The 25,086-nt window shown below is 69.8% G+C and carries 24 protein-coding genes; 19 read left to right on the top strand and 5 right to left on the bottom strand.

Annotation, left to right across the window (positions count from 1 at the left end; all coding sequences use genetic code 11):
* Nucleotides 1-48 precede the first annotated feature (48 nt).
* The 3 genes from J4E04_RS19885 (at nucleotide 49) to J4E04_RS19875 (ending at nucleotide 3,846) form a co-directional block, all read left to right on the top strand.
* On the top strand, nucleotides 49-1,602 hold the full coding sequence (locus J4E04_RS19885; protein ID WP_490149456.1) for an Hsp70 family protein: 1,554 nt from the start codon (nucleotides 49-51) through the stop codon (nucleotides 1,600-1,602).
* A 64-nt stretch (nucleotides 1,603-1,666) separates the two neighbouring features.
* On the top strand, nucleotides 1,667-2,788 hold the full coding sequence (locus J4E04_RS19880; RefSeq protein ID WP_490149455.1) for a hypothetical protein: 1,122 nt from the start codon (nucleotides 1,667-1,669) through the stop codon (nucleotides 2,786-2,788).
* A gap of 113 nt (nucleotides 2,789-2,901) precedes the next feature.
* Complete coding sequence (locus J4E04_RS19875) at nucleotides 2,902-3,846, top strand: Hsp70 family protein (protein ID WP_328810775.1); 945 nt, start codon at nucleotides 2,902-2,904, stop codon at nucleotides 3,844-3,846.
* Between the two features lie 3 nt (nucleotides 3,847-3,849).
* On the opposite strand, the gene J4E04_RS19870 is transcribed toward J4E04_RS19875, so the two are convergent.
* Together J4E04_RS19870 and J4E04_RS19865 are read right to left on the bottom strand one after the other, a co-directional pair.
* A complete protein-coding gene (locus J4E04_RS19870) occupies nucleotides 3,850-4,293 on the bottom strand; it encodes an ATP-binding protein (RefSeq protein ID WP_051613502.1) in 444 nt (147 codons plus the stop codon).
* Between the two features lie 49 nt (nucleotides 4,294-4,342).
* A complete protein-coding gene (locus J4E04_RS19865; RefSeq protein WP_222633128.1) occupies nucleotides 4,343-4,873 on the bottom strand; it encodes a DUF6328 family protein in 531 nt (176 codons plus the stop codon).
* A gap of 213 nt (nucleotides 4,874-5,086) precedes the next feature.
* Here J4E04_RS19865 and J4E04_RS19860 point away from each other — a divergent pair, with 213 nt between their 5' ends.
* The 3 genes from J4E04_RS19860 to J4E04_RS19850 all read left to right on the top strand — a co-directional run bounded on the left by J4E04_RS19860 (nucleotide 5,087) and on the right by J4E04_RS19850 (nucleotide 8,781).
* Nucleotides 5,087-6,361 carry an EAL domain-containing protein gene (locus J4E04_RS19860; RefSeq protein ID WP_490149454.1) on the top strand — a complete coding sequence of 425 codons (1,275 nt, stop codon included), beginning with the start codon at nucleotides 5,087-5,089 and terminating at the stop codon, nucleotides 6,359-6,361.
* A 76-nt stretch (nucleotides 6,362-6,437) separates the two neighbouring features.
* The gene (locus J4E04_RS19855) at nucleotides 6,438-7,085 is read left to right on the top strand and encodes a phosphate signaling complex PhoU family protein (protein ID WP_027506381.1); all 648 of its coding nucleotides are present in this window, start codon (nucleotides 6,438-6,440) and stop codon (nucleotides 7,083-7,085) included.
* Between the two features lie 292 nt (nucleotides 7,086-7,377).
* Nucleotides 7,378-8,781 (top strand): sugar transferase, encoded by a 1,404-nt coding sequence (locus tag J4E04_RS19850; protein WP_037186361.1) that lies wholly within the window; start codon nucleotides 7,378-7,380, stop codon nucleotides 8,779-8,781.
* 9 nt (nucleotides 8,782-8,790) lie between these two features.
* On the opposite strand, the gene J4E04_RS19845 is transcribed toward J4E04_RS19850, so the two are convergent.
* Nucleotides 8,791-9,060: an ANTAR domain-containing protein gene (locus tag J4E04_RS19845; protein WP_490149453.1), complete on the bottom strand. Its 270-nt coding sequence runs from the start codon at nucleotides 9,058-9,060 to the stop codon at nucleotides 8,791-8,793.
* Nucleotides 9,061-9,244: 184 nt separating this feature from the next.
* On the opposite strand from J4E04_RS19845, the gene J4E04_RS19840 reads away from it, so the two are divergent.
* The 4 genes from J4E04_RS19840 to J4E04_RS19825 are packed head-to-tail and all read left to right on the top strand — an operon-like array spanning nucleotide 9,245 to nucleotide 12,905.
* A complete protein-coding gene (locus tag J4E04_RS19840) occupies nucleotides 9,245-9,991 on the top strand; it encodes a GAF domain-containing protein (protein ID WP_056443790.1) in 747 nt (248 codons plus the stop codon).
* Nucleotides 9,988-10,728, top strand: coding sequence for a GAF and ANTAR domain-containing protein (locus J4E04_RS19835; RefSeq protein ID WP_490149452.1), 741 nt, complete (start codon nucleotides 9,988-9,990; stop codon nucleotides 10,726-10,728). Before J4E04_RS19840 ends, J4E04_RS19835 begins: the two co-directional genes overlap by 4 nt.
* Nucleotides 10,729-10,769: 41 nt before the next feature.
* Entirely contained in the window at nucleotides 10,770-12,140 is a 1,371-nt protein-coding gene (locus tag J4E04_RS19830) for a cytochrome P450 (RefSeq protein ID WP_490149451.1), read from the top strand.
* A 24-nt stretch (nucleotides 12,141-12,164) separates the two neighbouring features.
* Nucleotides 12,165-12,905 carry a hemerythrin domain-containing protein gene (locus J4E04_RS19825; protein ID WP_490149450.1) on the top strand — a complete coding sequence of 247 codons (741 nt, stop codon included), beginning with the start codon at nucleotides 12,165-12,167 and terminating at the stop codon, nucleotides 12,903-12,905.
* On the opposite strand, the gene J4E04_RS19820 is transcribed toward J4E04_RS19825, so the two are convergent.
* Entirely contained in the window at nucleotides 12,889-13,713 is an 825-nt protein-coding gene (locus tag J4E04_RS19820; RefSeq protein ID WP_490149449.1) for a GAF and ANTAR domain-containing protein, read from the bottom strand. The genes J4E04_RS19825 and J4E04_RS19820 overlap by 17 nt on opposite strands.
* Nucleotides 13,714-13,939: 226 nt before the next feature.
* Between J4E04_RS19820 and J4E04_RS19815 the strand changes: the two genes are divergently transcribed.
* Nucleotides 13,940-14,686, top strand: a complete 747-nt coding sequence (locus J4E04_RS19815; RefSeq protein ID WP_490149448.1) for a GAF and ANTAR domain-containing protein — start codon at nucleotides 13,940-13,942, stop codon at nucleotides 14,684-14,686.
* On the opposite strand, the gene J4E04_RS19810 is transcribed toward J4E04_RS19815, so the two are convergent.
* Nucleotides 14,671-15,402, bottom strand: a complete 732-nt coding sequence (locus J4E04_RS19810; protein ID WP_490150582.1) for a TetR/AcrR family transcriptional regulator — start codon at nucleotides 15,400-15,402, stop codon at nucleotides 14,671-14,673. The two genes, J4E04_RS19815 and J4E04_RS19810, sit on opposite strands and share 16 nt — an antisense overlap.
* Before the next feature lie 79 nt (nucleotides 15,403-15,481).
* Here J4E04_RS19810 and bluB point away from each other — a divergent pair, with 79 nt between their 5' ends.
* From bluB to atzF, 8 genes are all read left to right on the top strand, one after another.
* Nucleotides 15,482-16,129 (top strand): 5,6-dimethylbenzimidazole synthase, encoded by a 648-nt coding sequence (bluB, locus tag J4E04_RS19805; RefSeq protein WP_328813685.1) that lies wholly within the window; start codon nucleotides 15,482-15,484, stop codon nucleotides 16,127-16,129.
* A 9-nt stretch (nucleotides 16,130-16,138) separates the two neighbouring features.
* Nucleotides 16,139-17,485: a putative nucleotidyltransferase substrate binding domain-containing protein gene (locus J4E04_RS19800; RefSeq protein WP_490149447.1), complete on the top strand. Its 1,347-nt coding sequence runs from the start codon at nucleotides 16,139-16,141 to the stop codon at nucleotides 17,483-17,485.
* Complete coding sequence (locus J4E04_RS19795) at nucleotides 17,482-18,306, top strand: Fic family protein (protein WP_490149446.1); 825 nt, start codon at nucleotides 17,482-17,484, stop codon at nucleotides 18,304-18,306. Before J4E04_RS19800 ends, J4E04_RS19795 begins: the two co-directional genes overlap by 4 nt.
* Before the next feature lie 102 nt (nucleotides 18,307-18,408).
* Nucleotides 18,409-19,962 carry an amino acid permease gene (locus J4E04_RS19790; RefSeq protein WP_490149445.1) on the top strand — a complete coding sequence of 518 codons (1,554 nt, stop codon included), beginning with the start codon at nucleotides 18,409-18,411 and terminating at the stop codon, nucleotides 19,960-19,962.
* Nucleotides 19,959-20,780 carry an urea amidolyase associated protein UAAP1 gene (locus J4E04_RS19785; protein WP_490149444.1) on the top strand — a complete coding sequence of 274 codons (822 nt, stop codon included), beginning with the start codon at nucleotides 19,959-19,961 and terminating at the stop codon, nucleotides 20,778-20,780. Before J4E04_RS19790 ends, J4E04_RS19785 begins: the two co-directional genes overlap by 4 nt.
* Entirely contained in the window at nucleotides 20,777-21,421 is a 645-nt protein-coding gene (locus J4E04_RS19780) for an urea amidolyase associated protein UAAP2 (protein ID WP_222633116.1), read from the top strand. Before J4E04_RS19785 ends, J4E04_RS19780 begins: the two co-directional genes overlap by 4 nt.
* Nucleotides 21,418-23,409 carry a 5-oxoprolinase/urea amidolyase family protein gene (locus tag J4E04_RS19775; RefSeq protein WP_490149443.1) on the top strand — a complete coding sequence of 664 codons (1,992 nt, stop codon included), beginning with the start codon at nucleotides 21,418-21,420 and terminating at the stop codon, nucleotides 23,407-23,409. The genes J4E04_RS19780 and J4E04_RS19775 overlap by 4 nt, the downstream gene beginning before the upstream one ends.
* The gene (gene atzF / locus J4E04_RS19770; protein ID WP_490149442.1) at nucleotides 23,406-25,082 is read left to right on the top strand and encodes an allophanate hydrolase; all 1,677 of its coding nucleotides are present in this window, start codon (nucleotides 23,406-23,408) and stop codon (nucleotides 25,080-25,082) included. The genes J4E04_RS19775 and atzF overlap by 4 nt, the downstream gene beginning before the upstream one ends.
* Nucleotides 25,083-25,086 lie beyond the last annotated feature (4 nt).

Raw genomic sequence — 25,086 nt, 5'->3', positions numbered from 1 at the left:
CTCTACTATCGGTCTGTCTGAAACTCCGACAGCCGATGGTGGTGATCCATGATGCGAACCGAGACGGAAACGTTCGGTGTCTCCATGAGCACCGGGTGCGTGCGCGGAGTCGTGATGGACCCGGAGGGCCGGGTCGTCGAGGTGCGCTCGCTCGCCACCGGATCCGACCATCCTCTGTCCGCGGCCGCTGCGACAGCGTTCGAGATGGCCGCGGATCTGTGCGTGGGTCCGGACGCGCCGGTGATCGCCGTGGGGGGAGACCCCGAGAGCACCTACGGTCCCGGCGGAGTCCGACTCGTCGCCGAGTGCGACGCGCTGCTGGCCGCCGCACGGATGGAGGGCTGCGTCGACGCGGCTCGCACCCTCGCGATCGTCGACCTCGGTCGGGTCGGCACGCGCGTGCACGTCCTGGACACACAGACCGGTGACCTGTACTCGAGCGTGGGCATCACCGAGCTGTCCGGTGACGCGATCGACGCCGCGGTCGCCGATCACCTGTCCACCACCTTCGGTGCTGCCGAGAAGATGAGCCCCGCGGCCGTGCGCACCCTGGCCCGAGACAGTCTCGCGGCCAAGGAGATGTTGTCCGACGAGCGTGCGGTCGACCTGTCGGGGCCGTTCGTCACCGACTCGGTTCGCCTGCGCCGCACCGACTTCGAACTTCTCATCGCCCAGCCCACCGCGATGCTCCTCGACCTCGTGGACGACGCCGTGGCCCGGGGAGCCGACGCAGTGCTCCTGGTCGGCGGCGGCGCGCACATCCCGTCGGTGCGCCGCGACATCGCCGCCCGCGTCGCGGTCCCCGTCATCACGCCGCGCTGGCCGCAGTTCTTCGCGGCGATGGGCGCCGCACATCTCTCCACCGTCGTGCCCCCCGCCGTGGACGCCGTGCCGCTGCCCGTCGTCGCCGCGCCGCCGGCGGACGACGAGGTCACGGCCGCCTTCACCACGGTGGCGGAGCCGGCTCACACCCCAGCGGCGGAGCCGGTTCCCACCCCGGAACCCGAGGTGGCACCGGAGCCGGAGACCGCTCGATCACCGCTGCCCACGCCGCGCGTCGTCACCGGTGCGCCTCGACGCGCCCGCTCCACGCGGCGGCGTCGGTCCCGTGCCGGTGTCGTGGTGGGAACCACGGCGCTCGTCGCCGCGGTCACCCTCGGCGCGGCCGCCGGTGCGTCGGGACGGTCGGAGACCGAGGCCGTGCAGGCGACGGATCGCGTCGTCGTCACGTCGTCCGTCGACGCCACGCCCACTGCCACCACCGTGCCCAGCACTGCCGCGCGCGTCGACGCGGCGCCGGCCTCGCCCTCGGCGGCGTCGTCGAGCGCCACCGCCGCGCCGGCACCGTCCACGGAGACGCCCGTCGCAGCACCGTCGAGTGTCACCCCGTCGACCTCGATCTCCCAGCGCCCGACGCTCGCCCCGGCACCCTCCACCGCGGTACAGGACGAGCCGGAGGAGACGCCGGCGCCCACCACGACACGGCGGCCGAACTCGAACACCAGCACGACGACGACATCTGCGGCTCCGTCGCCGACGACCACGACGACTCGGACGACCACGCCCACGGCAACCAGCGCGCAGGCCACCACGACGCCCTGACGTTGCCGGGCGGGACCGTACGAGACCACGCATCATCGAGAACGAACAGGCGGACGACGACGACATGCACATCGTGCTGGGAATCTCGGCGACGAGCGACGAGGTGACGGCGGCTCTCGTCGACGTCGAGCTGCCTCGGCTCGGTCCGGTCGACGAGCGCACCATCCCGATGCAGACCGGGTCGCCGGCCGAGGTGGCCGCGGCGGTCGCGACGTCCATCGGTGTCATGCGGCTCCGGGCTGCCCGCGCCGATCTGCTGCTCACCGGTGCCGCCGTCGTCCTCGAGTCGCCGCATCTGCGTGAGCCCGTCGAGTCCGCGCTGCGCGACGGTCACGTTCGCGACGTGGTCGTCGTCGACGCGGTGGACGTCGATCCGTCCCTCGAACCGGCGGTCGCCGTCGCGCTGTGGGCCTACCACGACGCCGGCGACGCGATCACCGGTCCGATCCCGGTGGTGCTGCCCGAGCCGGTCGACGCGTCCTCACGCGAGACGCGCCGAGGGTTCGCCGTCGTGGGTGCGGGAGTCGCTGCCGCCGTCCTGGCCGGATCGTTCGCGGTCTGGGCCGTGACGGGACCGCGGGCTCCCGAGGCCGCCGGTGTCGCGGAACCCCTGTCCACGTCGGCCACCGACTCGGCCGAGGCGGGCACCGGTATCGCCCCCAATCCCGCAGCGCCCGCCGGATCGAGCTCCACGGCCGTTCCGGCACCCGTGCCCGGCGGCACCACGGCCGCGGACGCACTCACCGGCATCCGCCCCGGTGTCACGCAGCAGAGCGGAGCCGTGTCGGTGCCCGCCGCACCCGGTGCCGCGACCACGCGACCGGGAACCTCGTCGGCGGCGCCGTCCAGCGGCGGATCGACGAGCGGCGGTTCCACGAGCGGTGGATCGACGACGAGTGGTTCCACGAGCGGTGGTTCGACGAGTGGAGGCTCGACCAGCGGTGGTTCGACCAGCGGTGGTTCGACCAGCGGAGGCTCCACCGGTGGCGGATCGACCAGCGGCGGCGGAACCGGCACGGGTGGTACCGACCCCGGCACCGGTACGGGCGGTGGTTCCGGCGGCGGCGAGACACCCGGATCGACGGGAGGCTCGTCGTCCGAGCCGCCGACGGATTCCGAGCCGCCTACCGAGCCGTCCGAGCCCGACCCGACGCCGGACACGTCCGGTACCGCGTCGGTCGAGTGACGTCCCGGTTCCTAGTGAAACCAACCAAACTTTGCCAATAGCCACTGAGAACCGACCTTTTCCCTGTTCGAGCGCCTAGGCTTCGTCGCGGAACACCAGGAACGGGGCGGGTCATGCGAGCAGTGGTAGGAATTTCCCTCGGAGCGTCGGCGATACGAGCCGCGGTGATGGATCCCATGGGCCGTGCGTTGCTCGGTACCGAGTCCGTCACGGTGGCACGCGGTCGCGATCGACTGGAAGCCGCTGTCGACGTGGTGGATTCGGTCTGTGCGCGCCACGGCGCCGATCGTGAGACCGCCGTGCTGGTGGTTCCGGACGAGCCCCGGTCCCGCGTGGGAACCATCTCCCTGTCCGTGCACACCGGCGGATGTGTCCGTCTCGCTTCGGAACTCGGCGCCCAGCTGATGTATCTGAGAATGCGCGGCCTGGTCGAGTCGGGATCCACGATCGCCGTCGTCGACATGGGGAAGAGCGGTACGTCGGTGTCCGTCGTCGACGTGGCCACGGGCTTCGTCAAGGACGCGACGTGGACCGACCGCTACCGGGGCAGTGCCTTCGCGGACAGTGTCCGCGAGCACCTCCTGGCTGCCTACGGCACAGCGGAACCGCTGTCGCCGAACGACTCTCAGCTACTGACCGAGGGCGTCGAGTGGGCGATGGAGATGATCGCCCTGCACCGCGTCGTGCGCGTCGGCGGACCGTTCGTCGGGGGCACCGTGAACGTCTGGCGGACGACGGTGGACCGGCTGATGCTGGACTACGTCACCGAGGCTGCCGACTGGGTGAGCGATGTGGTGCGCCGGGGTGCGCATCGTGTCGACGCCGTGGTGCTGGCCGGCGGACCGGCGAACCTCCCTCTGCTGCGCGGTGTGTTCGCGCGCGAGTGGGGTTCCGCTCTGGTGATGCCGCAGGATCCGCAGTCCATCGCCGCGACGGGGGCTGCCCTTCTCGCCGCACGACGGTCGGAGTCTCCGTTCAGCGCGCCGCTGCCGGTGGTACCGACGCGGCCGGAACCGGTGCCCGCGGTGACGACGCAGTCGCGGCACGCACTGGTCTGACCGTCAGGCCGCGTTCCACCGCATCCGGACGGTCGTGCCGTCCTCCGACGAATCCACCGACGCCTCGTGCGCGAGCGCATGGATGAGGGGAAGCCCTCGACCTCGGCGCGGATCGTTGCCGTTGTCGACCCAGGATCCCCGATCGGTCACGTCGATGGTCACCTCGCCGGCCCGCGGAGTACGCACCTCGAGTCCGACGGTGCGCACCACGGTGTCCGCGGAGCGCTCGTAGGCGTGCTCGACGCTGTTGGCCAGTGCCTCGTACGTGGCCAGGGTGATGTCCTGGCACAGGTCCTCGTCGAGGCCGCGGTCGCGCAGCCACGCGAGCACCGTCGTACGCACACCGGTCAGCGCCCGAGGCTCAGCGGGGATGTCCTGCAGGATCAGATCGCGGGTCGCGTCACCACGGTCGGTGACCGGCATGTCGTCGGCGACGTCGGTGATCATGGTAGCCCTGTACCCACTGCGCGCAGATTTTGCACATCCATGGTCGAGATCACTCGGTCGAATCGGACCGATCGTTCACCGGACCGAGCCGGCGGCGCAGCGAGACGGGCAGTACGAGGCAGACCGAGACGAACAGGGTGGCCGCCACTGCGCACGCGATGATGCCCGCGGTGGGACCCACCACCAGGTCGAAGATGAGCAGCGGTACGCCGGACATCGCGATGCCGAGCAGGACGAAGCCGGCGAGAGCGAACCGGTTCGCGTGGTCGACGAGCTGACGCAGTGCCCGGCGACGGAACAGGATCCTGTGCAGAGCCACCGGCGCGACCAGAAGGATGGTGGCGGTGACCGATGCTCCGAGCGTCACGAGGTACACGGCCTGCTCGTACGTCTCGAGTTCCGGAAACCGGGCCTGGAACGGGAGGGTGAGCAGGAAGCCGGTGAGCAACTGGATACCGGTCTGCACCACGCGCAGCTCCTGCAGGAGGTTCGACCAGTTGCGATCGAGGCGCTCGGTCTCGGTCTCGTGCCGCTCGCGTGCGTTCCAGTCCGACCCGGTCAGGGGCCCGTCCGCTGTCATTCGGTGATACTACGGCGGAACCTCCGATACCCGGCGTCGTGCCTGTTTGACGGCTTGTACGATGACTCGGCTGTGGAATGGACGAAACCTTTTCCCGCCCGTGACCGATACGGGGCTGGAACAGGTACGAATCACTGACGATCCGGGGGGTCACGGTGTCGGGACACGCCACGTCGGAACCATCCGACGGTGGCCTCGTAGAACGGACACGTCATGCAGAGGAGCGCACTCCGGCGCCAGAGTGAGTCGGCGCGGCACTATGTCGACTTCACGGCCACGGACTCCACGCTGCAGACCCTCACAGCTCTCGCGGCGACCACGCTGGGATTCTCCGCCGCGCAGCTCAACATCCTCGACGAGGACGTCCAGTACACCCGTGCTCAGCACGGGGGACCGTTCCCGCACACACTGCCGCGCTCCGTCACCGCCTGTCAGCACGTCGTCGCGTCCGCGGGGCCCGTCGCGGTCTCGAACTCCGGCCTCGACCGGTTCTCGAACGATCCGGTCCGCGCGGCCACCGCTCAGGCTCTGCACGCTCTGTCGCTCGGGTCCTACGTCGGGGTTCCGCTACGCGGACGCGAGGGGCTGATCATCGGCACCCTCTGCGTGCTGGACGCCGAGCCGCACCCCGCGAACGAGTACACGGTCACCACTCTCACCGAGTTCGGTCGGGTGGTCGAAACCCATCTCGAGGCGCTGCGTGGTCACGGCCGCTCGAAGAGCGCCGGGTGCGTCCGCGCTGTCGCGGCCGCGATCGAGCGGGGCGAGATCACTCCCTGGTATCAGCCGATCGTGGACGTGTCGTCCGGCGCCGTCACGGCGGTCGAGGCTCTCGCCCGCTGGACGCGTCCGGGCGACGGCACCACTGCGCCCTCGATGGTGAGCCCCGCGGACTTCCTGCCCACCATCGAGGGCAGCGACCTCGAGATCGACGTCGACCACGCGGTGCTCGTCCGCGCGCTCGTCGACTTCGAGCGGTGGATGGCCGTCGCTCCCGAGATGGACCTGCACGTCAACCTGTCCGCGCGGCATCTCGCGGCCCCCGACGCGGTGCACCACCTGATCGAGATCGTCGCCGCGTCCGCGGTACCGGCGGCGCGCGTGGTCTTCGAACTGACCGAGACCGTGTCGCATGCTCGACCGGCACGGGCACACGAGTTCGTCAGCGCCCTGCAGGCCGTCGGGTTCCGGGTGCTGCTCGACGACATCGGCATCGGCTTCTCGTCGCTCGAACGCCTCGTCGACTTCCCCGTCGACGGATTCAAGATCGACGCGGGCATCGCGCGCACGCTCGGTACAGCCGCGGGCGACTCGTTGGTCCGCGCACTGGCCGGATTCGCGGTCGACACCGGCCGTGCCCTGGTCGTCGAGGGAATCGAAAGCGACCACCAGGTCGCGGCCGCCCGCCATACTGGGTGCACTCGCGTCCAAGGATTTCTCTACTCTCGTGCGGTGCCCGCGCGCGATGTTCGCTCTCTGCTCGATTAAGGGGCGCGCTCGTGGGTACCCCCCAACGTCGCGTACTTCGGGATGCGTCGGCGGGACGGCCAGGATCGGGGACATCATGCGCAACGCGTACACAGCTCAACTCGAGGGATTGAACGACGATCTGTGCGCTCTCGCGCAGGCGGCGGAGACCGCCATGCGCGACGCCAGCATCGCTCTGCTGGACGGCGACCTGCAGGCTGCGGAGTCCGTCATCGCCCGCGGCGAGGCACTCGGAGAACTCGGTGCCCGCTGCGAGGATCAGGCCGTCACCGTACTGGCGCTGCAGGCACCCGTCGCGGCAGATCTCCGGCGAGTGTTCTCGGCCGTGCGCATCAGCAGTGACCTCTCACGGATGGTCGGCCTCGCGGTGCACATCGCCGAAGCCGCACGCCGTCGCTTTCCCGAGCCGATCGTTCCCGATCATCTGATGCCGCAGTTTCGCGAGATGAGCGAATTGTGTCTCGACATGTCCGGTCGAATAGTCGACGCACTGCGTACGAGTGATCTCGGACGTATCGATTGTCTGAGTTCACAGAACGATCGGGTCGATTCTCTCAAGACAACGGTCGTGGACACCGTGTCGGCGGACGATCACGGGCACGACGTGATGAATGCCGTGGACATCGCACTGCTGGGACGGTATTTCGAGCGCTACGCCGACCAGATCATCGATGTCGCGTCGCGGATCGTCTTCTTCGTGAGCGGCCGCAAACAAATGGCCTGAGGGTCCTCTGAAATCGTGTCGTTCGAACACGCTAAATCTGTGTGAACTCACCGTGTGATTCACCGCACTGTGGTTGTCTGAGCGAGCCTTGCGGGAAGGCAATAAGCTACCGACTGCCCTGGTACACGTATCAGCGGTCGAGTCCCAGGCGGATCCAGTCGAACGGAACGAGGTACACGTGTCTGCTCCCAGCCCGGCGGAGAGCGAGTCGGCCGAGCGCCGCGACGTCGCACTGCCGCGGGCTCGGCGATCGCGGAGGGCGACCTCGCGACGCGACTGGGAGCGCGCGTACATGGACCGGCTCCGGGTGACCGACGTGCTCGTCGTCGTCGCCGCCGTCGCCTGCGCACAGGTGGTGCGCTTCGGTCGGCCGGATCTCGAGGTGCCGCGCGCGGCGTTCAACTACACGTTGGTCTCGGTCACCCTCGCGCTGACGTGGATCGCATTCCTCGCGATCTTCCGCACCCGCTCGCCGCGTGTGCTCGGCGGGGGAGCCGAGGAGTACAGGCGTCTGCTGTCCGCCACCTTCCGCCTCTTCGGGCTCGTGGCCATCATCTCGTTGCTCTTCCGCTTCGAACTGGCGCGTGGCTACCTGGCCATCGCACTGCCGGTCGGGCTGATCGGGCTCCTGGTCTCGCGGTGGCTCTTCCGCAAGCACGTGGCTCGCGGACGTCGTCGCGGCGACTATCAGACGTCGGTCGTCATCGTCGGCAGTCACAGCTCGGCCCTCTCCATGGCGCGGTCGTTCAACCGCGACGGGAGTGCCGGATACGCCGTGGTCGGGGTGTGCCTGCCGCGCACCCAGTCGGTCACCGAGGATCAGCTGTCCGTCGACGGTCTCGAGATTCCCGTCCTCGGCAACGAGAACGACGTGCTCGATGCCATCGAGGCCACGGGCGCGGACACCGTCGCCGTCACCGCGACGGACCACATCGGCCACGAGGGCATCCGCCGCATGGTCTGGGACCTCGAGAAGAAGAACGTCGATCTGGTCGTGGCTCCCGGCGTCGTCGACGTCGCCGGCCCGCGCCTGCACATGCGGCCGGTCGCCGGCCTCCCGCTCATCCACGTGGAGAAGCCGCAGTACAACGGTGCGAGCCGCTTCGGGAAGACGGCGTTCGACATGGTGTTCGCCGTGGTCGCCCTCGTCGCCGTGGCCCCGCTGTTCCTCCTCGCCGCCCTTCTCGTCAAGGCCACCAGCAAGGGTCCGGTGTTCTACCGATCCGAGCGCATGGGCCTCGACGGCACACCGTTCCAGATGATCAAGTTCCGCTCGATGGTGCAGGACGCGGACGCTCGGGTGTCGGAGTTGTTGGCGCTCAACGACAGCGAGGGCGGCGTCCTGTTCAAGATGCGCGAGGATCCGCGTGTCACCAAGGTCGGCCGCGTGATGCGGCGGCTGAGCATCGACGAGCTGCCGCAGTTCTTCAACGTGCTGCGCCGCGAGATGTCGATCGTGGGCCCGCGGCCGCCGCTGCGCCGCGAGGTGGAGACCTACGACGGCGACGTGCGCCGCAGGCTGCTGGTCAAACCCGGTCTGACGGGCCTGTGGCAGGTGAGTGGCCGCTCCGACCTGTCCTGGGAGGAATCGGTGCGCCTCGACCTGAGCTACGTCGAGAACTGGTCCATGACAGGTGATCTGCTCATCGTGCTGAAGACCCTCAAGGCCGTCGTCGGCAGCGACGGCGCGTACTGAGTCGACCGCTCATCGGATGGTCGCGAGCACCTCGGCGGCGATCTCGGGCATCGTGGCGGACCGCGACGACGCCGTCGATGCCAGTCGCGCGACCGCGGTAGGTGCCTCGCATCCGTGCCGCACCATCAGTGCACCCACGGCGAGATCGATCGCGGCGCGCGCATCGAGGGACAGCCGGATGCGCTCGGTGACCACGGCCCCGAGTCGCTCGAGCAGTACGAGCTCGTATGCGGCCGCACGGATGCGTTCATGCAACGACTGCTCCGGGTCGCTCGTCATGGGTCTCCGTGTTCTCGGTCGTTCGCCTGTTCGCCCGTTCACGAGTGCAACGGTGCGGGAAAACTCTACGCCGGTCGCCCGCGCGGTCCAGACTTGTCGCTACGGTTGACTCGCGGCATACGGGGCATTCCTCGGGTCGCGGACAACGGTGTGGACGTCGATCGACGAGGAGTGAGTGCAGGTCATGACGACGCGATCGGGTGGTGACGACGACGCGCACGCACCGTTGTCCATCACCGACATCGCCGATCTGTGCCGCAGTGTCGTGCAGTTGGTCGAGGTGGACGGCGCCGCCATCACCGTCATGAGCGGCACCACGCGCGAGTTGGTCTACGCCACCGACGCCGTGTCGCAGTACCTCGACGAACTGCAGTTCACCACCGGTCAGGGTCCCTGCGTCGACGCCTTCCACCGTGGCCGGACCGTGTTCGTCGCCGATCTCGACAGCGAGGCGGAGGAGCACTGGCCCGGATTCGCCGCCGACGCGTCGGACGGGGGCGCGGCCGCTCTGTTCGCCTTCCCGCTGCGCGGCGGCAACACCGTGTTCGGCGTGCTCGAGCTGTATCGCGCATCCGTCGGTGAACTCAGCGACGAGTTCGCCGCTGTCGCCCAGCTGACCGCGGACGCGGCAGCCATCAGCCTGCTGGAAGCCTTCGCGCCCGGCCTCGGCGCGGGACAGTCGCTCGGCGACGCCTCGGACGACTCGCCGCTGGGCGACCATCGCACCCGGCCCTACGTCAATCTGGCCGTCGGCATGATCACGGTGCAGATGCGGGTGTCGCCGACCGAGGCGCTCGCCCGGCTGCGCGCCGCGGCGTACTCGGCCCGACGCCCCGTCGACGACATCGCCCGCGAGGTGGTCGAGCGCAAGGTGCGCTTCTCCACCGACGACACCGCGTCGGACTCGACGACGAAAGGACAGCCGTCGTGACTTTCCCGCCCACTTTCGATCCGCCCGGCACCGGCCCCGTCGGTGACACCGACGTGCCGTCGCCCGTCGTCGTCCTCGCCGAGTTGACGGGCCATCTGGCCGCCGGGGTCGACGCCCCCTATCTGCTCCACCTCCTCGCCACCCGCACCCGCGAGGCCCTGCGGGCCGCCGCGGTGTCGGTGGTGTTCGACGGGTCCGGGTCGGTCGACCTCGACCTGGTCGCTGCGGCCTCGACCGGGTTGCTCGACCGATCGCTGTCCGTGGGCGGACCGGTGGCGATGTGCGTGCGCACCGGCGCGGCCGTGCTGCTCGACGATCTGGAGAACGCTCCGGGGCGCTGGCAGGACCACGCCCGCGAGGCGCGTGCGGCCGGCATCGGCGGTATGCGTGCCTACCCGGCTCGGATCGCGAACCGGGTCATCGGCGCCGTCGTGGTCCACACGTCGGGGCCGTGGCGGGCACCGGGTCACGCGGCGGCGTTTGTTCAGGCCGTCGCGGATCTGGCGGCGTTGGCCGTCAGCGTCGACACCGAGGACGACGTGCGCCTGTCGGTCGAGGCGACGCGTCGACAGCAGGTCCTCGAGGACGCCGCCGTGATCGATCAGGCCATCGGTGTGCTCGCCGAGACCCACGGTCTCGACATCGGCCCCGCGACCGACCTGCTCGTCACCGACGCCCGCCGCTCACGGACCTCGCTCGCAGATCGGGCGCGTGCGGTGATCGATGCCCTGAGCTGACCGGCTCGTTTCACGGCCCCCTGCCGGGGTACCGCAGGTCCATGACCGACACCTCGACCGACGACCGCCCTGCCGTCGCGCCGGCCGTCACCGGCCCACGGGCTCTCGCCTACGCGGCGCGGCTGATGGGACCCTCGATCACCTCGGGGGTGATCCTTCGTCGTCCGGCGGCCATGGCGCTGGCCGAGAAGGTCGACGCCGATGCGGCCACGCTGGCCGCGATGCGGGAGCTGCGACTCCGGTACGGCTCCGCGCCCGTGCAGTTGGCTCTGCCCGGTCGCACCATCGCCGTCGTGCTCGACCCTGCCGATGTCCGGCGCATCCTCGTCGACTCCCCGGAGGACTTCACGGCGGCGAACCGGGAGAAGATCGGCGCGCTGGGACCGTTCCAGCCGCACGGGGTGCTCATCTCCCGTGGCCGGCTGCGCGACGAGCGTCGTGCGTTCAACGAGCAGGTCCTGGACACCCCTCAGCCGCTGCACCATCTCGCGTCGGCGTTCGTGGCCGTGGTGGACGAGGAGGTCGACACTCTGCTGTCCGGTCCCGGTGCGGGAGCGCCGCGCCCGGTGTCGGCGGACGAGTTCCTGCAGCTGTGGTGGCGGGTGGTGCGCCGGGTCGTGCTGGGTGCGTCCGCGCGCGACGACGAGACGGTGACCGACCGTCTGCGCTCCCTGCGCGGGAACGGTAACTGGTCGTACTTCGTACCGCAGCGACGCCGTGCGCGGGATCGCTTCATCGACGACCTGTACTCGTATGTCGATGCGGCGGAGCCGAACTCGCTCGCCGCCGTCGTCGCGCACAGTCGGGTGGGCGGTGCGGTGAACCCGGTGGCTCAGATGCCGCAATGGCTCTTCGCGTTCGACGCGGCCGGTATGGCGACGCTGCGGGCGCTCGCGCTGCTGGCCTCGCATCCCGACCACGAGCGGCGGGCCGTCGAGGAGGCGAGCGCGGGTGACGTCGGCCGTCCGCAAGCACTGCCGTTCCTGCGGGCGTGCATCCTCGAGTCGATTCGTCTGTGGCCGACGACGCCGGCGATCCTGCGGGACTCGACCGTCGACACGGAGTGGGAAAGTTCTTCGAGCACCCGAGTGGTCCGAGCCGGCACGGCGTTCGCCATTCTGGCGTCCGGGTTCCACCGGGACGCGGACGCGCTGCCCTTCGCCGATCGGTTCGCGCCCGACATCTGGCTCGACGGCACCGCGGAGCAGTACCCCCAGCTGGTGCCGTTCAGTGCCGGGCCGGTGGTGTGCCCCGGTCAGAATCTCGTGTCGTTCACCGCGTCGTCGATGCTGGCGTCGATTCTCGCTCGGTCCGGGGTGGCTCTCACGAACCCTGCGCTCGCACCGTCGCGACCACTTCCCCCGACTCTGAACACCTACGGAGTCGAGCTGTCTCTCGAGCCCCGAACCTGAGCCGACCGACCTGAAGGATCAGCTGTGACAGATCAACTGCCGTCCATCGCCACGGCTTCCGTCGCCGAGCTCGGCGGCCGCACCAGCGTGTTGACCCGGCAACGCGACGACCACATCGAGCTCGACCAGTTGCTCCACGAGCTCGGCGAGACGCCGGCCGCAGATCGTGCGGACGTGCTGAACCGCATCTGTCGGCTCGTCTTCCCGCACGCGTTCGCCGAGGAGTCGGTGCTGTGGCCCGCCATCCGGAAGTGGGTGCCGGACGGCGAGTCGCTGACCCTCGAGATCGAGCGCGAGCATCAGGAGATCAACGAGCTGTTCTCCACGCTCGAGGAGAAGGGCCACGGCACCGACGAGGGGAGCGCGCTGCTCGATCGCATCGTCGTCCTGCTGCGTGAGGACGTGCGCGACGAGGAGGACCGGCTGTTCCCGATGCTGCGCCGTGCGATGGACGACGCGCAGCTCCGTCGGCTCGGCCTGGCGTGGATCGCGGTGCGGCGCACGGCCCCGACGAGGCCGCATCCGGTGGTGGCCCGCCGCCCACCGGGCAACGTCGTCGCCGCGCTGCCGCTCACGGTGCTCGACCGGTCGCGGGACGCACTGGACGTGGTGTCGAGGCGGGTGACCACGCCGTCGGCGGTGCAGTTGCTGCAGCGCACCAGCGGACTGCTCGCGACGGTGGCGGGTGCTGTGGAACACGTGCCGCCGCTGACCCGAGGCGAAGACCCGTCGACGCGGTCGGGGCGCACTACTCGGCCGGAGTGACCTGACCCGACGGCACGCGCGTGTGCGCTGTCATCAGTAGCTTGCCGAGTTCGGTGGACAGAGCGTCCGGTGCATCGCCGAGCGAGCCGATGTCGCGGACCAGTTGCTCGGCGAGAGTCCGTACCTTGATGTTCGTGGTCTGCGAGCGCCAGAGCAGCAGGTCGAAGGCCTTGTCGGCCGACACGTTGAGTCCCAGCATCAGGGCGCCCTTGGCCTGTTCGATCGCGGCCCGGGACTCCATCGCGGCGGCATAGGTCTCGACCTGTCTCGCGGCGTGCTCGGAGTTCTCCGCTCCGGTCAGGGCCGACTGGGCGGCCTGCACGAACACCCGCATCGCCGACTCGTCGACGGAATCGAACCGGTGGTCGGTGTGGCTGTAGAGATTGAGGGCGCCGATGTGGGCACCACCCGCGGTGACGGGCGCGGACAGGAAACTCGCGACGTCGAGGTGATCGATCGCCTTCGCGAACACGGGCCAGCGCTGGGACACGTCGTCGAGATCGGCACGCACCACCTCGTGGGTCAACGCCGACTCGATGCACGGTCCCTGCTCGCTGCGGTACTGGGCCTGGTCCACCTCGAGGACGAACGTCTCGGTGCTCGCCGCGGTCTGCGGCCTGCCACGGCGGAAGACCGTGACGCCCGCTGCGTCGGCGTCGGGAATCGCCGTCACGACGCGCGCGCAGATCGTGTCGAGCGCGCCGTCGGCCGTGTGGGAGACGGCGAGCGCACTGTCCAGGTCTGTCAGGGCCTCCGCCAACAGGGCCAACGCTCGTCGTTCGTCCGTGGTGTCCGCGCTGTCGGTCATGCCCGCATCTCCCGCCTTCGCCGATTCATCACTCGACGACTCGTACGCGGAGTGCGAGACCACCGTACCGCTGTCGGGCTGTCCGGTTATAGTTGCGCGGAAGGCGATACCCCGCCCGGCGTCCAGCAGTAGGCGTCGGCACTGGTGGGTGTCGCCTTTTGTCGTCCGGTCTGCGACGACCGAGTGACGACGGATGATGAGAGAACCGAAGGGATCAGCACCACACATGAGCAACGACGGTCGGCCGCCGAGCTCCGAGCACCTCGATCTGGTGCGCACTCTGGCCGAGCTGGCGCGCGAGTTCGCCGGGTCGCGCCAGGTCCGGACGATCGACGAGGTTCTCGATCACGTCCTCGCGGTGTCGGTCGATCTGATCGACGCCGCGGATCACGCGTCGGTGCGGCTCGCGGCCGAGGTGTCGGGGCCTGCGGAGCCCAGCCGCAGGAGCAGCGACATCGCGGCCGCACTCGACCGGGTGCAGAGGCGACCGGGGGACGGACCGACCGTCGATCTCCTGCATCGGTCCTCCGAGGCGGACGTGGACCTCGCTGCCGTCGTCGCCGGTCCGGTGCATCGTTGGCCCGGTCTGGCGGAGGTGGCCGACGCCGTCGGTGTCCGCGCGCTGGCCGCCGTACCGCTGGCGATGCACGAGCGCACGCTGGGAGTGCTCTCGCTGTACTCGTCGTCGACCGCGGCGTTCGACGAGGACAGCCTGACCGTGGCGACGGCGATCGCGGCGCACGCCGCCATCGCGGTGCAGAGTCTGCAGAAGGAAGCGCAGTTCCGGTCCGGTCTCGCGTCCCGCGACATCATCGGTCAGGCCAAGGGCATGCTGATGGAGCGGTTCGAGGTGGACTCGGTCCAGGCGTTCGAGATGCTCTCGAAGCTGTCGCAGAACAACAACCGACCGCTGCACAAGCTTGCCGCGGACATCGTCGAGGCGGGAGCCAAGCTGCGCTACCCGTCCACCTGAGGCAGGGTGGCGGCGAGTCGGTCGAGCAGAGCCTCGAGCGCTTTCTCGAACTCGGGCAGGCCGAGATCGCGCGCCAGTTCCGCCCTCATCCGCACCACGGTGGGGAACTCCGTCGGGTCGACGTCGTCTCCGGGCTGAGCGGTGGCGCGGGGATCGTCGGGATCGTTGGGGTCCGTCGGACCGATCGAGACTCCCTGCGCCGAGACCTCGAGCAACAGCTGTCCGAGCAGGAAACTCGTGTACGAGCGGTACGCGGCAGCCGCGGCCGCGTCGTCGAATCCCCATTCCTTCAGGCTGGAGAGGAAGTTCTCGAGCCACCGCACGCTGCGGAGTGGGGGCCGCACCCACGGCGCGCTGTTCGGCCGGGTCGCGATGAGCGGGAACACCTCGGGATGTTCGAGCGCCATCCGTCGCACGCCGTGCGCCAGCCGCTGTAGGTAGTCCTGCCAGCTCGAGGCGCCCTTCATCAGCACCTGCGGGTCGCTGCCCAGATCGTCGATGACCTGGTCGACGATGCCGTCGAGCAGTTCTTCCTTGCCACCGAAGTAGTGGTAGAGCGCCATCGCCTCGACGCCGAGACGCCCGCCGAGTCGGCGCATCGTCAGATCCCGAGCACCGTTGTCGTCGATGAAGGCGATGCCCGCGCGCAGGATGACGGTGCGGGTGAGCTGACCCCTACCGGGCGGTGGCGTGGTGCCGGGCGTCGAACCCACGATGAATCGACCCCCCCGTTGTCTCGAGACTCGGACGCACCGAGTGGTGTCGACACTAGGCGTGTTCTGGCACGGTCACCACATGAGCACCGAGCATTTGTCCGTCCACGACGCCATCGCCGCACGTCGGGACGTCCGTAGCGAATTCAGCGGTGAGGTGGTCGACGACGCCGTCCTCACCCGTCTTCTCGCCGCCGCCCACCGCGCACCCAGTGTCGGGAACACCCAGCCGTGGGACTTCGTGGTCGTCCGACACCCCGAGACGCTGGGGCGATTCGCCGCGCACGTGGCGCAGTGCCGCGCCGACTTCGCGGCATCACTGCCCGCCGACCGCGCCGAGACCTTCGAGCCGATCCGCGTCGAGGGGATCGAGACCAGTGGCACCGGCGTCGTCGTGACGTACGACGACTCCCGCGGTGGTGAGCACGTCCTGGGCCGGGCCACGGTGCGGGACACGGGCCTGCTCTCCGTGGCCCTCGCCATCGAGAACCTGTGGCTCGCAGCGGTGTCCGAGGGTGTCGGCGTCGGGTGGGTGTCGTTCTACGACGAGGCGGTGCTGCGGGACATCATCGGCCTGACCGGCGACGACGCCGTGCGTCCCGTCGCGTGGCTGTGCGTCGGTCCGGTGACGCAGTTCCAGGAGGTTCCGGACCTCGAGAGGTTCGGGTGGCGTCCGCGTCGGCCCCTGTCCGACGCCGTGCACCGGGAACAGTGGGGCCGTCGGGGTTAACGTGGCCGGGTGACCTCCTCGCGTCGGCGTTCCCCGGTGAGCGCGCTGACGCGTCGCGGTGTCCCGATCGGTCGAGCCGACATCACCGTCGCGGAGGCAGCCGACGCGATGACCCGGGCGAGGTCGAGCACCCTCGTCGTGCAGTGTCCGGGCTCGGCGTGGGGAGTGGTGACCGACGGCGACCTGCGCCGACGCGTGATCGCCGCGGGCCTGAGCACCGCGGCACCGGTGTCGGCCGTCGCGTCCGTTCCTGCCGTCACTGTCGACGCCGAGGTGCCCGTCGCGGAGGCGGCGGCCGTCGCGCTCGCTGCGGGTGTCCGCCGACTGGTGGTGCTGGACGCGAGTGGGGGCGTGCTCGGCATCGCCCTCGAACAGGACCTGCTCTCGCCGGCGCTGCGTGCGGGCACAGCGCTGCGCACCGCGGTGGAGCGCTCGGCGAGTGTCGACGATCTGGTCGAGGCGTGCGGGCGGCTTGCCTCGGTGACGTTGTCGCTGAACGATTCCCGCGTCCCGTCGGCCGACGTGACGGCAGTGCGATCGTCCGTGGTGACGGCCACCGTGCGCCGGGCCGCCGAACTGCTGGGCGACGACGCGTCCACCTGGCTCGTCTCCGGAAGCGTCGCTCGGCGCGAATCGGTCCCGTCGTCCGATGTCGAGACGGCGCGGGTGGGCGGCCCGTCCCCGATGGGGTCGGACGTGCACGCCGTACTCGAACGCTGCGGTCTCGCAGCCGATCCCCATCATGCGAGTGCCGCGTCGCCCCGCTTCGTGCGGACGGTCGACGAGTGGTCCGACGCGGTGGCGGGCTGGGTGGCCGATCCGTACGAGGACACCGGTGTGGTGATGCTCTCGCTCGCGCTCGATACGCGTCCGGTGGTGCCTGGCGGATGGACACCGGCGGAGTCCGCGCGCGCCGCGCTGGCCGACGCCGCTCACTCGCGACTGCTGATGTTGCGTGAGGCGACGACGATCAAGGCGCGGGTGACGCTGCGGGACAAGCTCTTCCGTCGTGCGGACACGATGGACGTGAAGGCGGGGATCCTGACTCCCATCGTGGACATCGCGCGCTGGGCCGGTGTCTCCGCCGGGCACGACGCCGTGGGTACGCCGGCTCGGCTCGAGCACGGTGCTCGCGCGCAGGTGCTGTCCGAGGACGACGCCGCGGTGCTCGCGGAATCGTTCGACGTCGTCCAGCGCATCCGGCTGCGGCACCAGTGCGAGGCACTGCGCGACGGCCGCCCCGTCGACGACCTGGTGCGCCCGTCGGACCTCACGCCCCTCGACCGGAGCCTGCTCGACGCGGCTGCGCGGGAAGTGGCGGGCGTGCAACGCGCCTCGGCGTACCTGGCTCGATGAGGCCGTCCGAGGAACATCCCGACACGTTCGCCGGGCTCACCCCGGAGCAGTGTCACGCCGTCGATCAGGCCGTCGCCGCCGAACGGCTCGAGGGATGGCGTCCCACGCCGGCGGACCTCGCACTCCTCGTCGCCGAGTGTTGCGGCGAGACGGTGCTGCCGTCGGTGCGCGAGGGGCTCGTCGGCGACGGACCGAAGCGTGAATCACGCTGGGCGGCGCTGCGTCCGCGGCACACCCCGTACCTGCTGCCCGGGTCGACGACGCTGCGCAACGTGCTGGGCATCGTCGACGCGGCCGCGTTGCACCGCGCGGAGAGCATCCTCACCGCACTCCGTCTGGTCCGCTGTCACACCGGACGGGCCGACCTCGGGAGCGCCGTCGGTGTGCACCGCCTGCTGAGCGTGCACCGCTACGTCTTCCAGGACGTCTACGTGTGGGCAGGCGACGTGCGCACCGTGGAACTGTCGAAGAACGGCACCGCGTTCGCGAGGTGCTCCGTCGTGTGGGACGGCCTCATGGGCGTGCACGAGACCATCCTGAGCGCCGACTGGGCGGCCGCCGACCGGGGGGAGCTCGCGTACCTCCTGAGCCGCACCTACGCCGACCTCAATCAGGTGCATCCCTTCCGTGAGGGCAACGGACGGGCCGCGACCATGCTGCTGCATCTGCTCGTCGCGCCGACCGGGTTCCGGCTGGATCTGACCGACGTCGAGCGGCGGGACTGGATCGCCGCATCGCAGGACTCGGCACCGTTCCGCCAGGCCGGCGCACCGTCCGCACGCCCCTTCCTCCCCCTCTTCCTGCGCGCCCTGAGCTCGTAACGCACTCGCAACATCTCGATACATCACGGACACCACCGCGGCCGCTGCGTCCGATTAACTATCACTCGACAGATACACCCCTCCCGTCGATGGAGAACACCCATGAGCCAGGCCGTGCTCCCACCCCCGTCGGACCGTCACGCGAACGGCGACTCCGACGATCTCCTCGAGTTCGGGTACGAACAACAGCTGCATCGCAAGCTGGGGAAGTTCGCGTCCTTCGCGGCGGGCTTCTCGTTCGTTTCGATCCTGACGACGATCTTCCAGCTGTTCGGCCTGGGCTTCAGCTTCGCCGGCCCGGCGTTCTTCTGGGCGTGGCCGGTGGTGTTCGTCGGCCAGTTCATGGTGGCGCTGTGCTTCGCCGAACTGGCCGCGCGCTACCCCATCTCCGGGGCCATCTACCAGTGGTCACGCCGCGTCGGCGGTGAGATCACCGGATGGTTCGCCGGATGGTTCATGATCATCGCGCAGATCGTGACGGCCTCCGCCGCCGCCATCGCACTGCAGGTGGTGCTGCCGAACGTCTGGAGCGGCTTCCAGATCGTCGGCACCGACACCGCACTGACCTCGTCGGACGGCGCCACCAACGCCGTCGTGCTGGGCACCGCGCTGCTGGTGATCACCACGACCATCAACTCCATCGGTGTCAATGCCATGGCGCGCATCAACTCGATCGGCGTGACCTGCGAGATCGTCGGTGTCATCGCGGTGATCGGCGTGTTCTTCACTCATGCTCAGCGCGGACCGGACGTCGTGTTCGACACCGGCGGCGTGCCCGTCGATTCCGGCTACATCGGGGCGTGGATCGTCTCGGGACTCATGGCCGCCTACGTCATGGTGGGATTCGGCTCCGCCGGCGAACTGGCCGAGGAGACGAAGAATCCCCGTCGGGTCGCACCGCGCACCATCCGTCTCGCGCTGTCCGTCTCCGCGCTGGGCGGCGGGCTCATGATCATCGGTGCGCTCATGGCGGCACCCAGCCTCACCGACGGTGAACTCGCGACGCAGGGCCTGCCGTACGTGCTGAACTCCGTGCTCTCGTCCCCGTGGGGCACCGTGCTCCTGATCGACGTGGCCATCGCGATCCTCATCTGCACGTTGGCCATTCAGACTGCCGCGTCCCGGCTCATGTTCTCGATGGCCCGTGACGGCCGGCTTCCCGCGTCCCGTGTTCTCGGATCGGTCAACAAGACCACGGGCACGCCCATCGCCCCGGCCGTCGTCATCGGGCTGGGCTGCGTTCTGGTGCTCGTGGTCAACGTCGGCAACTCGGCGATCTTCTCCACCCTCGCCAGCGTGTGCATCGTGCTGATCTACCTCGCCTACATGATGGTCACCGTGCCGCTGCTCCTCCAGCGGCTGAAGGGTTGGCCGCACAACACCACCGGCGCACCGAAGGTCGACTCCGAGGGCAAGCCGCTGTTCACCCTCGGCCGACTCGGCCTGCCCGTCAACCTTCTCGCCGTCGTCTACGGCGCTGCCATGGTGGTCAACCTGTCCTGGCCGCGCCCCGAGATCTACGACCCCTCCGGCGATTTCCCGCTGCTGCGCTGGGCCGCGCCCCTCACCGTGCTGGCCGTCGTCGCCGTCGGTGCGCTGTGCTTCCCGCGCGGCAAGGCCCACCCCAACCCCGTCACCACAGGAGTGTCCGCATGACCGCCACCACCACAGCCGCCCGCGAGCACGCCCGGTCGCAGGCTCGGGAGATCACCGACTCGATGCCGGTGGTCCCACCCTCCCTGTGGCCGCACGAGGTTCCCGGAACCGATGCCGCGTCGCTCGTCTGGGCCGAGACCGTTCCCGGCGGGCGGTACACGACGAAGGTGCTCCAGCGCGGAACCCGAGTCCGGTTGCGCGACATCGACGGAGCGGCCTGCGCGCACGTCCTGCTGCACCGTGCCGACGCACCGTGGGAACGCCTGAACACCGCTGACACCGTCAAGGTGCCGTGGCAGGCGTACATGGGGGTGGGTCATCCGCTGCTGTCCGACCAGGGGCGGGTGCTCGCCACCGTGCTGGCCGACTCGTCCGGACACCACGACGCACTGTGCGGTACGTCGACGCTGCTCACCAACACCGCGAAGTACGGTGACGGCAGCGCGTACTCGGCGTCGCCCGCGGGCCGCGAGTTGCTGATCCTGGCCGCCCTGAAGAACGGCCTCGGTCCCCGCGACGTGCCGCCGACACTCAGCTTCTTCCACGGCGTCACCGTCGATCCCGACGGGGCGCTCCGCAGCACGGGTTCCGCGGGTGCCGGCCGCGAGGTCGACCTGATCCTGCACCTGCCGGTGATCGTGAGCATCGCCAACACGGCGCACCCGATCGATCCGTCGCCCACCTTCGACACCACGTCGCTCGAGGTGCTGGCCTGGCCGTCGCCGCAGGATCTCGAGGCGCTGCCGAACACCGACCCCGAATACCTCCGTGCCGTCGCCAACACGGAGGACACGTACGCAGCAGGAGGCTCGAAATGACCGCAGCAGTACAGGAACTGGCGCTGGTGGCCGGCCGGGTGATCCTCGACGAGGTCGCACCTGCCCGTGGCCCGTGGTCCGCCGTCGTGCGCGCCGGTGACGTCCTCACCATCCTCGACCTGGAGGGCAACCAGGCCGTCGACACCCTGGTCTACGGCGCCGACGACCACACCGTCCGCTACAGCGCACCGGCCACCATGGTGGGCCAGGGCAACGTCTACCTCACCACGGGAACGGTGCTGCGCGACAGCGAGTCCCGGCCGATGATGACCATCGTCGCCGACGAGGTGGGCAATCACGACACGATCGGCGGTGCGTGCTCGCAGGAATCGAACACGCTGCGCTACGGCCACCACACCAAGCACCAGCACGCGTGTGTCGAGAACTTCGTGCTCGAGGGGTCGCGGTGGGGTCTGGGCAAGCGCGACATCGTCTCCAACATCAACTTCTTCATGAACGTCCCGGTCGACGCGGACGGCAGCCTGGGCATCGTCGACGGACTGTCCGCGCCGGGCAAGCGGATCGCGCTGCGCGCGGAGATCGACTCGCTGGTCCTGATCTCGAATTGCCCGCAGATCAACAACCCGTGCAACGGTTTCGACCCGACACCGGTTCGTCTGATCGTGACGCGGCCCGCATGAGCATCCGCGTCGAGCGCCCAGGCATGCTCACCACCATTCAGGACTGGCCCGGCCGGGTGGGGTACTGGAAGGTGGGAGTACCCCCGTCGGGGCCGATGGACGACCTGTCGCTGCGGTTGGCCAACGTCGCCGTCGGCAACCCGGAGGGAGCGCCGGCGCTCGAGACCACGATGAGCGGTCCCGCACTGCGTTTCGACGACGAGACCGTCGTGTGCGTCACCGGTGCGGACGCACCCGTCACGGTGAACGGCGAACCCGCCGAGCGCTGGACGCCGATCACGGTGCCCGCGGGCGGGGTGCTGGACGTGGGTGCGGTGTCCGGGGCCGGTCTGCGGATGTACGTCGCGATCCGCGGCAGCGTCCTGGCCGAGGAGTACCTCGGCAGTGCGTCGACCTTCACGCTCGGGACGTTCGGCGGGCTCGACGGCCGTGTGCTGCAGGCGGGCGACGACCTCGCCCCGGCGGATCGCGCGACCGGCACGCCCGCACCCGTGCCGATGGAACACGTTCCGGCGCTGACGCACTCGTGGCAGCTCGCCGTCACGGAGGGCCCGCACGGAGCACCCGAGTTCTTCACCCGCTCCGACATGGACACCATTCTCGGCACCGACTACGAGGTGCACTTCAACTCCGATCGCACCGGCGTGCGGCTGGTCGGACCCCGCCCGGACTGGGCGCGCACCGACGGGGGAGAGGCGGGTCTGCACCCGTCGAACATCCACGACAACGCGTATTCGGTCGGGGCGCTGGACTTCACGGGCGACACCCCCATCCTGCTCGGTCCCGACGGCCCGAGCCTGGGCGGTTTCGTGTGCCCGGTGACGGTGGTCGCGGCCGATCGCTGGAAGCTCGGTCAGCTGCGCCCCGGCGACACGGTGCGCTTCGTCGCGCTCGAGGCCGCTGCGGCCGCCTCGAAGAACACGCTGGGCGTCGGCCGGCGCGCCGGCCTGCCCGTGGTGTTCTCGCGCGGCGGCGACGGTGACGACGGTGTCATCGCGCGCCGCGACGGTGCCACGCCGGTCACCTATCGACGCTCCGGTGACGACAACATCCTGGTCGAGTACGGCGAGATGTCCCTCGACCTCGCGCTGCGGGCCCGTGCGCACGCCCTGCACGAGGCCGTCGAGGCCATCGCTCCCGCCGGGTTGGTCGATCTGACGCCCGGTATCCGGTCGTTGCAGGTGAAGGTCGACCCCGATGTGCTGCCGACCTCGAAACTCCTGGATCTGCTGCTCGAGGCCGAGGACGCGCTGCCGGACACCTCCGAGCTCACGGTGCCCAGTCGGCAGGTGCGGCTGCCGCTCTCGTGGGACGACCCGTCCACGCGCGAGGCGATCCAGCGCTACATGCACGGGGTACGCTCCGACGCGCCGTGGTGCCCGTGGAACATCGAGTTCATCCGCCGGATGAACGGGCTCGAGTCCGTCGACGACGTGTACGACACGGTCTTCGACGCCGAGTACATGGTGCTGGGCCTGGGCGACGTGTATCTCGGTGCACCGGTGGCGACTCCGCTGGATCCACGGCACCGCCTCGTCACGACGAAGTACAACCCGGCCCGCACGTGGACACCGGAGAACGCCGTGGGGATCGGCGGCGCGTATCTGTGCATCTACGGCATGGAGGGACCCGGCGGCTACCAGTTCGTCGGCCGCACCACCCAGGTCTGGAACCACCGACACCCGTCCGCAGTCAAGGGTTTCGAAGAGGGCACGCCCTGGCTGCTGCGTTTCTTCGACCGCATCTCCTGGTACCCCGTCAGCACCGAGGAACTCGCCGACATACGCGCCGATCTCGCGGCCGGGCGCGGAGCGGGTGTCGAGATCACCGACGGCACCTTCTCTCTGGCCGACCACGACGAGTTCCTGGCCGAGAACGACAGCTCCATCGCCGAGTTCCGCAAGAAGCAGGCCGAGGCGTTCGGCATAGAACGCGATGCCTGGTCCGCGGCCGGCGAGTTCGCCCTCACCCCAGCACAGGGAGCATGATGACGACCGCCACCGACCGAGTGTTGCTCGCGTACGAGCGTATTGCCGAGGTCGACCGCCCCGAGGTGTGGATCACGCTGCGCGACGAGGCGGACGTCCTCTCGGAGGCCGCCGGTCTGGACGAGAGCCTGCCGCTGTACGGGACCGTGCTCGCGGTCAAGGACAACATCGACGTCGCGGGTCTCTCGACGACGGCGGCGTGCCCCGAGTTCGCCCGTACCCCGGACGCCGATGCGACCGTGGTCGCGCGACTCCGCGCCGCCGGCGCTCTGGTGCTGGGCAAGACCAATCTCGACCAGTTCGCCACCGGACTCGTGGGAACGCGCAGCCCGTACGGCGCGGTGCGGCACGCGCACGACCCCGAGAAGATCTCCGGCGGCTCGAGTTCCGGCTCCGCGACCGCGGTCGCGCTGGGCATCGTGGACATCGCCCTCGGAACGGACACGGCAGGGTCGGGCCGAGTTCCTGCGGCCTTCGCGTCCCTGGTGGGCATGAAGCCGACGCTGGGACTGGTGCCGAACACCGGCGTCGTCCCGGCGTGCGTGGACTACGACGCAGTGACGGTCTTCGCCGCCGACATCACCACGGCCACAGCAGCCATGGCGATCATGATCGGTGCGGACTCGGCGGATCCGCGGAGTCGTGCGTGGCCCGCGACGGTGCCGTTGTCGGCCCCGCCGCGCCCCCGTGTCGCCGTTCCGCGCACCGAGGATCTCCGCGCGCTGTGCCCTGAGTACGCGGAGGCGTTCGAGCGCACGGTGTCGGGACTGGACGCTGTGGGGATCGACCACGAGATCGTCGACATCTCTGTGCTGCTGGACGCGGCCGTGCTGTTGTACGACGGGGCGATCGTGGCGCAGCGCTACGCGGCGGTCGGCGAGTTTCTGTCGACATCGCCCGAGCACGCCGACCCGACCGTCTCCCGCATCATGCTGGGCGCGAAGGATCCGGCAGCGCACGCGTACGTCGACGACCTCTCGACGCTGCTGGCGGCGAAGGCGCACGCGGCGTCGATTCTCGACGGGCTCGACGGCCTGGTGCTGCCGACGACCACCGAGCACCCCACCATCGCTGCGGTACAGGCGGATCCGCTCGGCATCAACCGCAGGCTCGGCACGTTCACCAACTTCTGCAACCTCCTCGACATGGCGGCCGTCGCGGTGCCGGGTGCGCGCACGACGGCGGGGGATCCCTTCGGCGTCATGGTCGTGGGCCCCGCGTTCACCGATCAGGTACTGCTCGACATCGGCGCCGCGGTGGCGGATCAGGACACGGCGGTACTCGTGGAGGACGGCGTGGACGTGCTCGTCGTCGGCGCGCACCTGCGAGGGTTCCCGCTGAACGGTCAGCTGGTCGAGCGTGGTGCGCGGTTCGTCGGTGAGGTGAGCACCTCCGCCGACTACCGCCTGGTCGATCTGGGCACCACGCCGCCCAAGCCCGGACTGGTGCGCGGCGGCAGCGCCTCCATCGCGGGCGAGCTGTATCGGATGGCCCCGGCGCACCTCGGCACGTTCCTGGCCGGGCTGCCCGCACCGATGGGCCTGGGATCGGTGACGCTGTCCGACGGTCGGGACGTGGTCGGTTTCATGTGCGCCGCCGATGCGGCGGAGGCGGGCACCGACATCACCGAGTTCGGCGGCTGGCGGGCCTACACCGCGAATCGTGGAGTCTAAACCC

Source organism: Rhodococcus sp. NFXS4 (assembly GCF_058139645.1).
The sequence above is the reverse complement of the archived record's forward strand: the minus strand, read 5'-3'. Positions and strand labels throughout refer to the sequence as shown.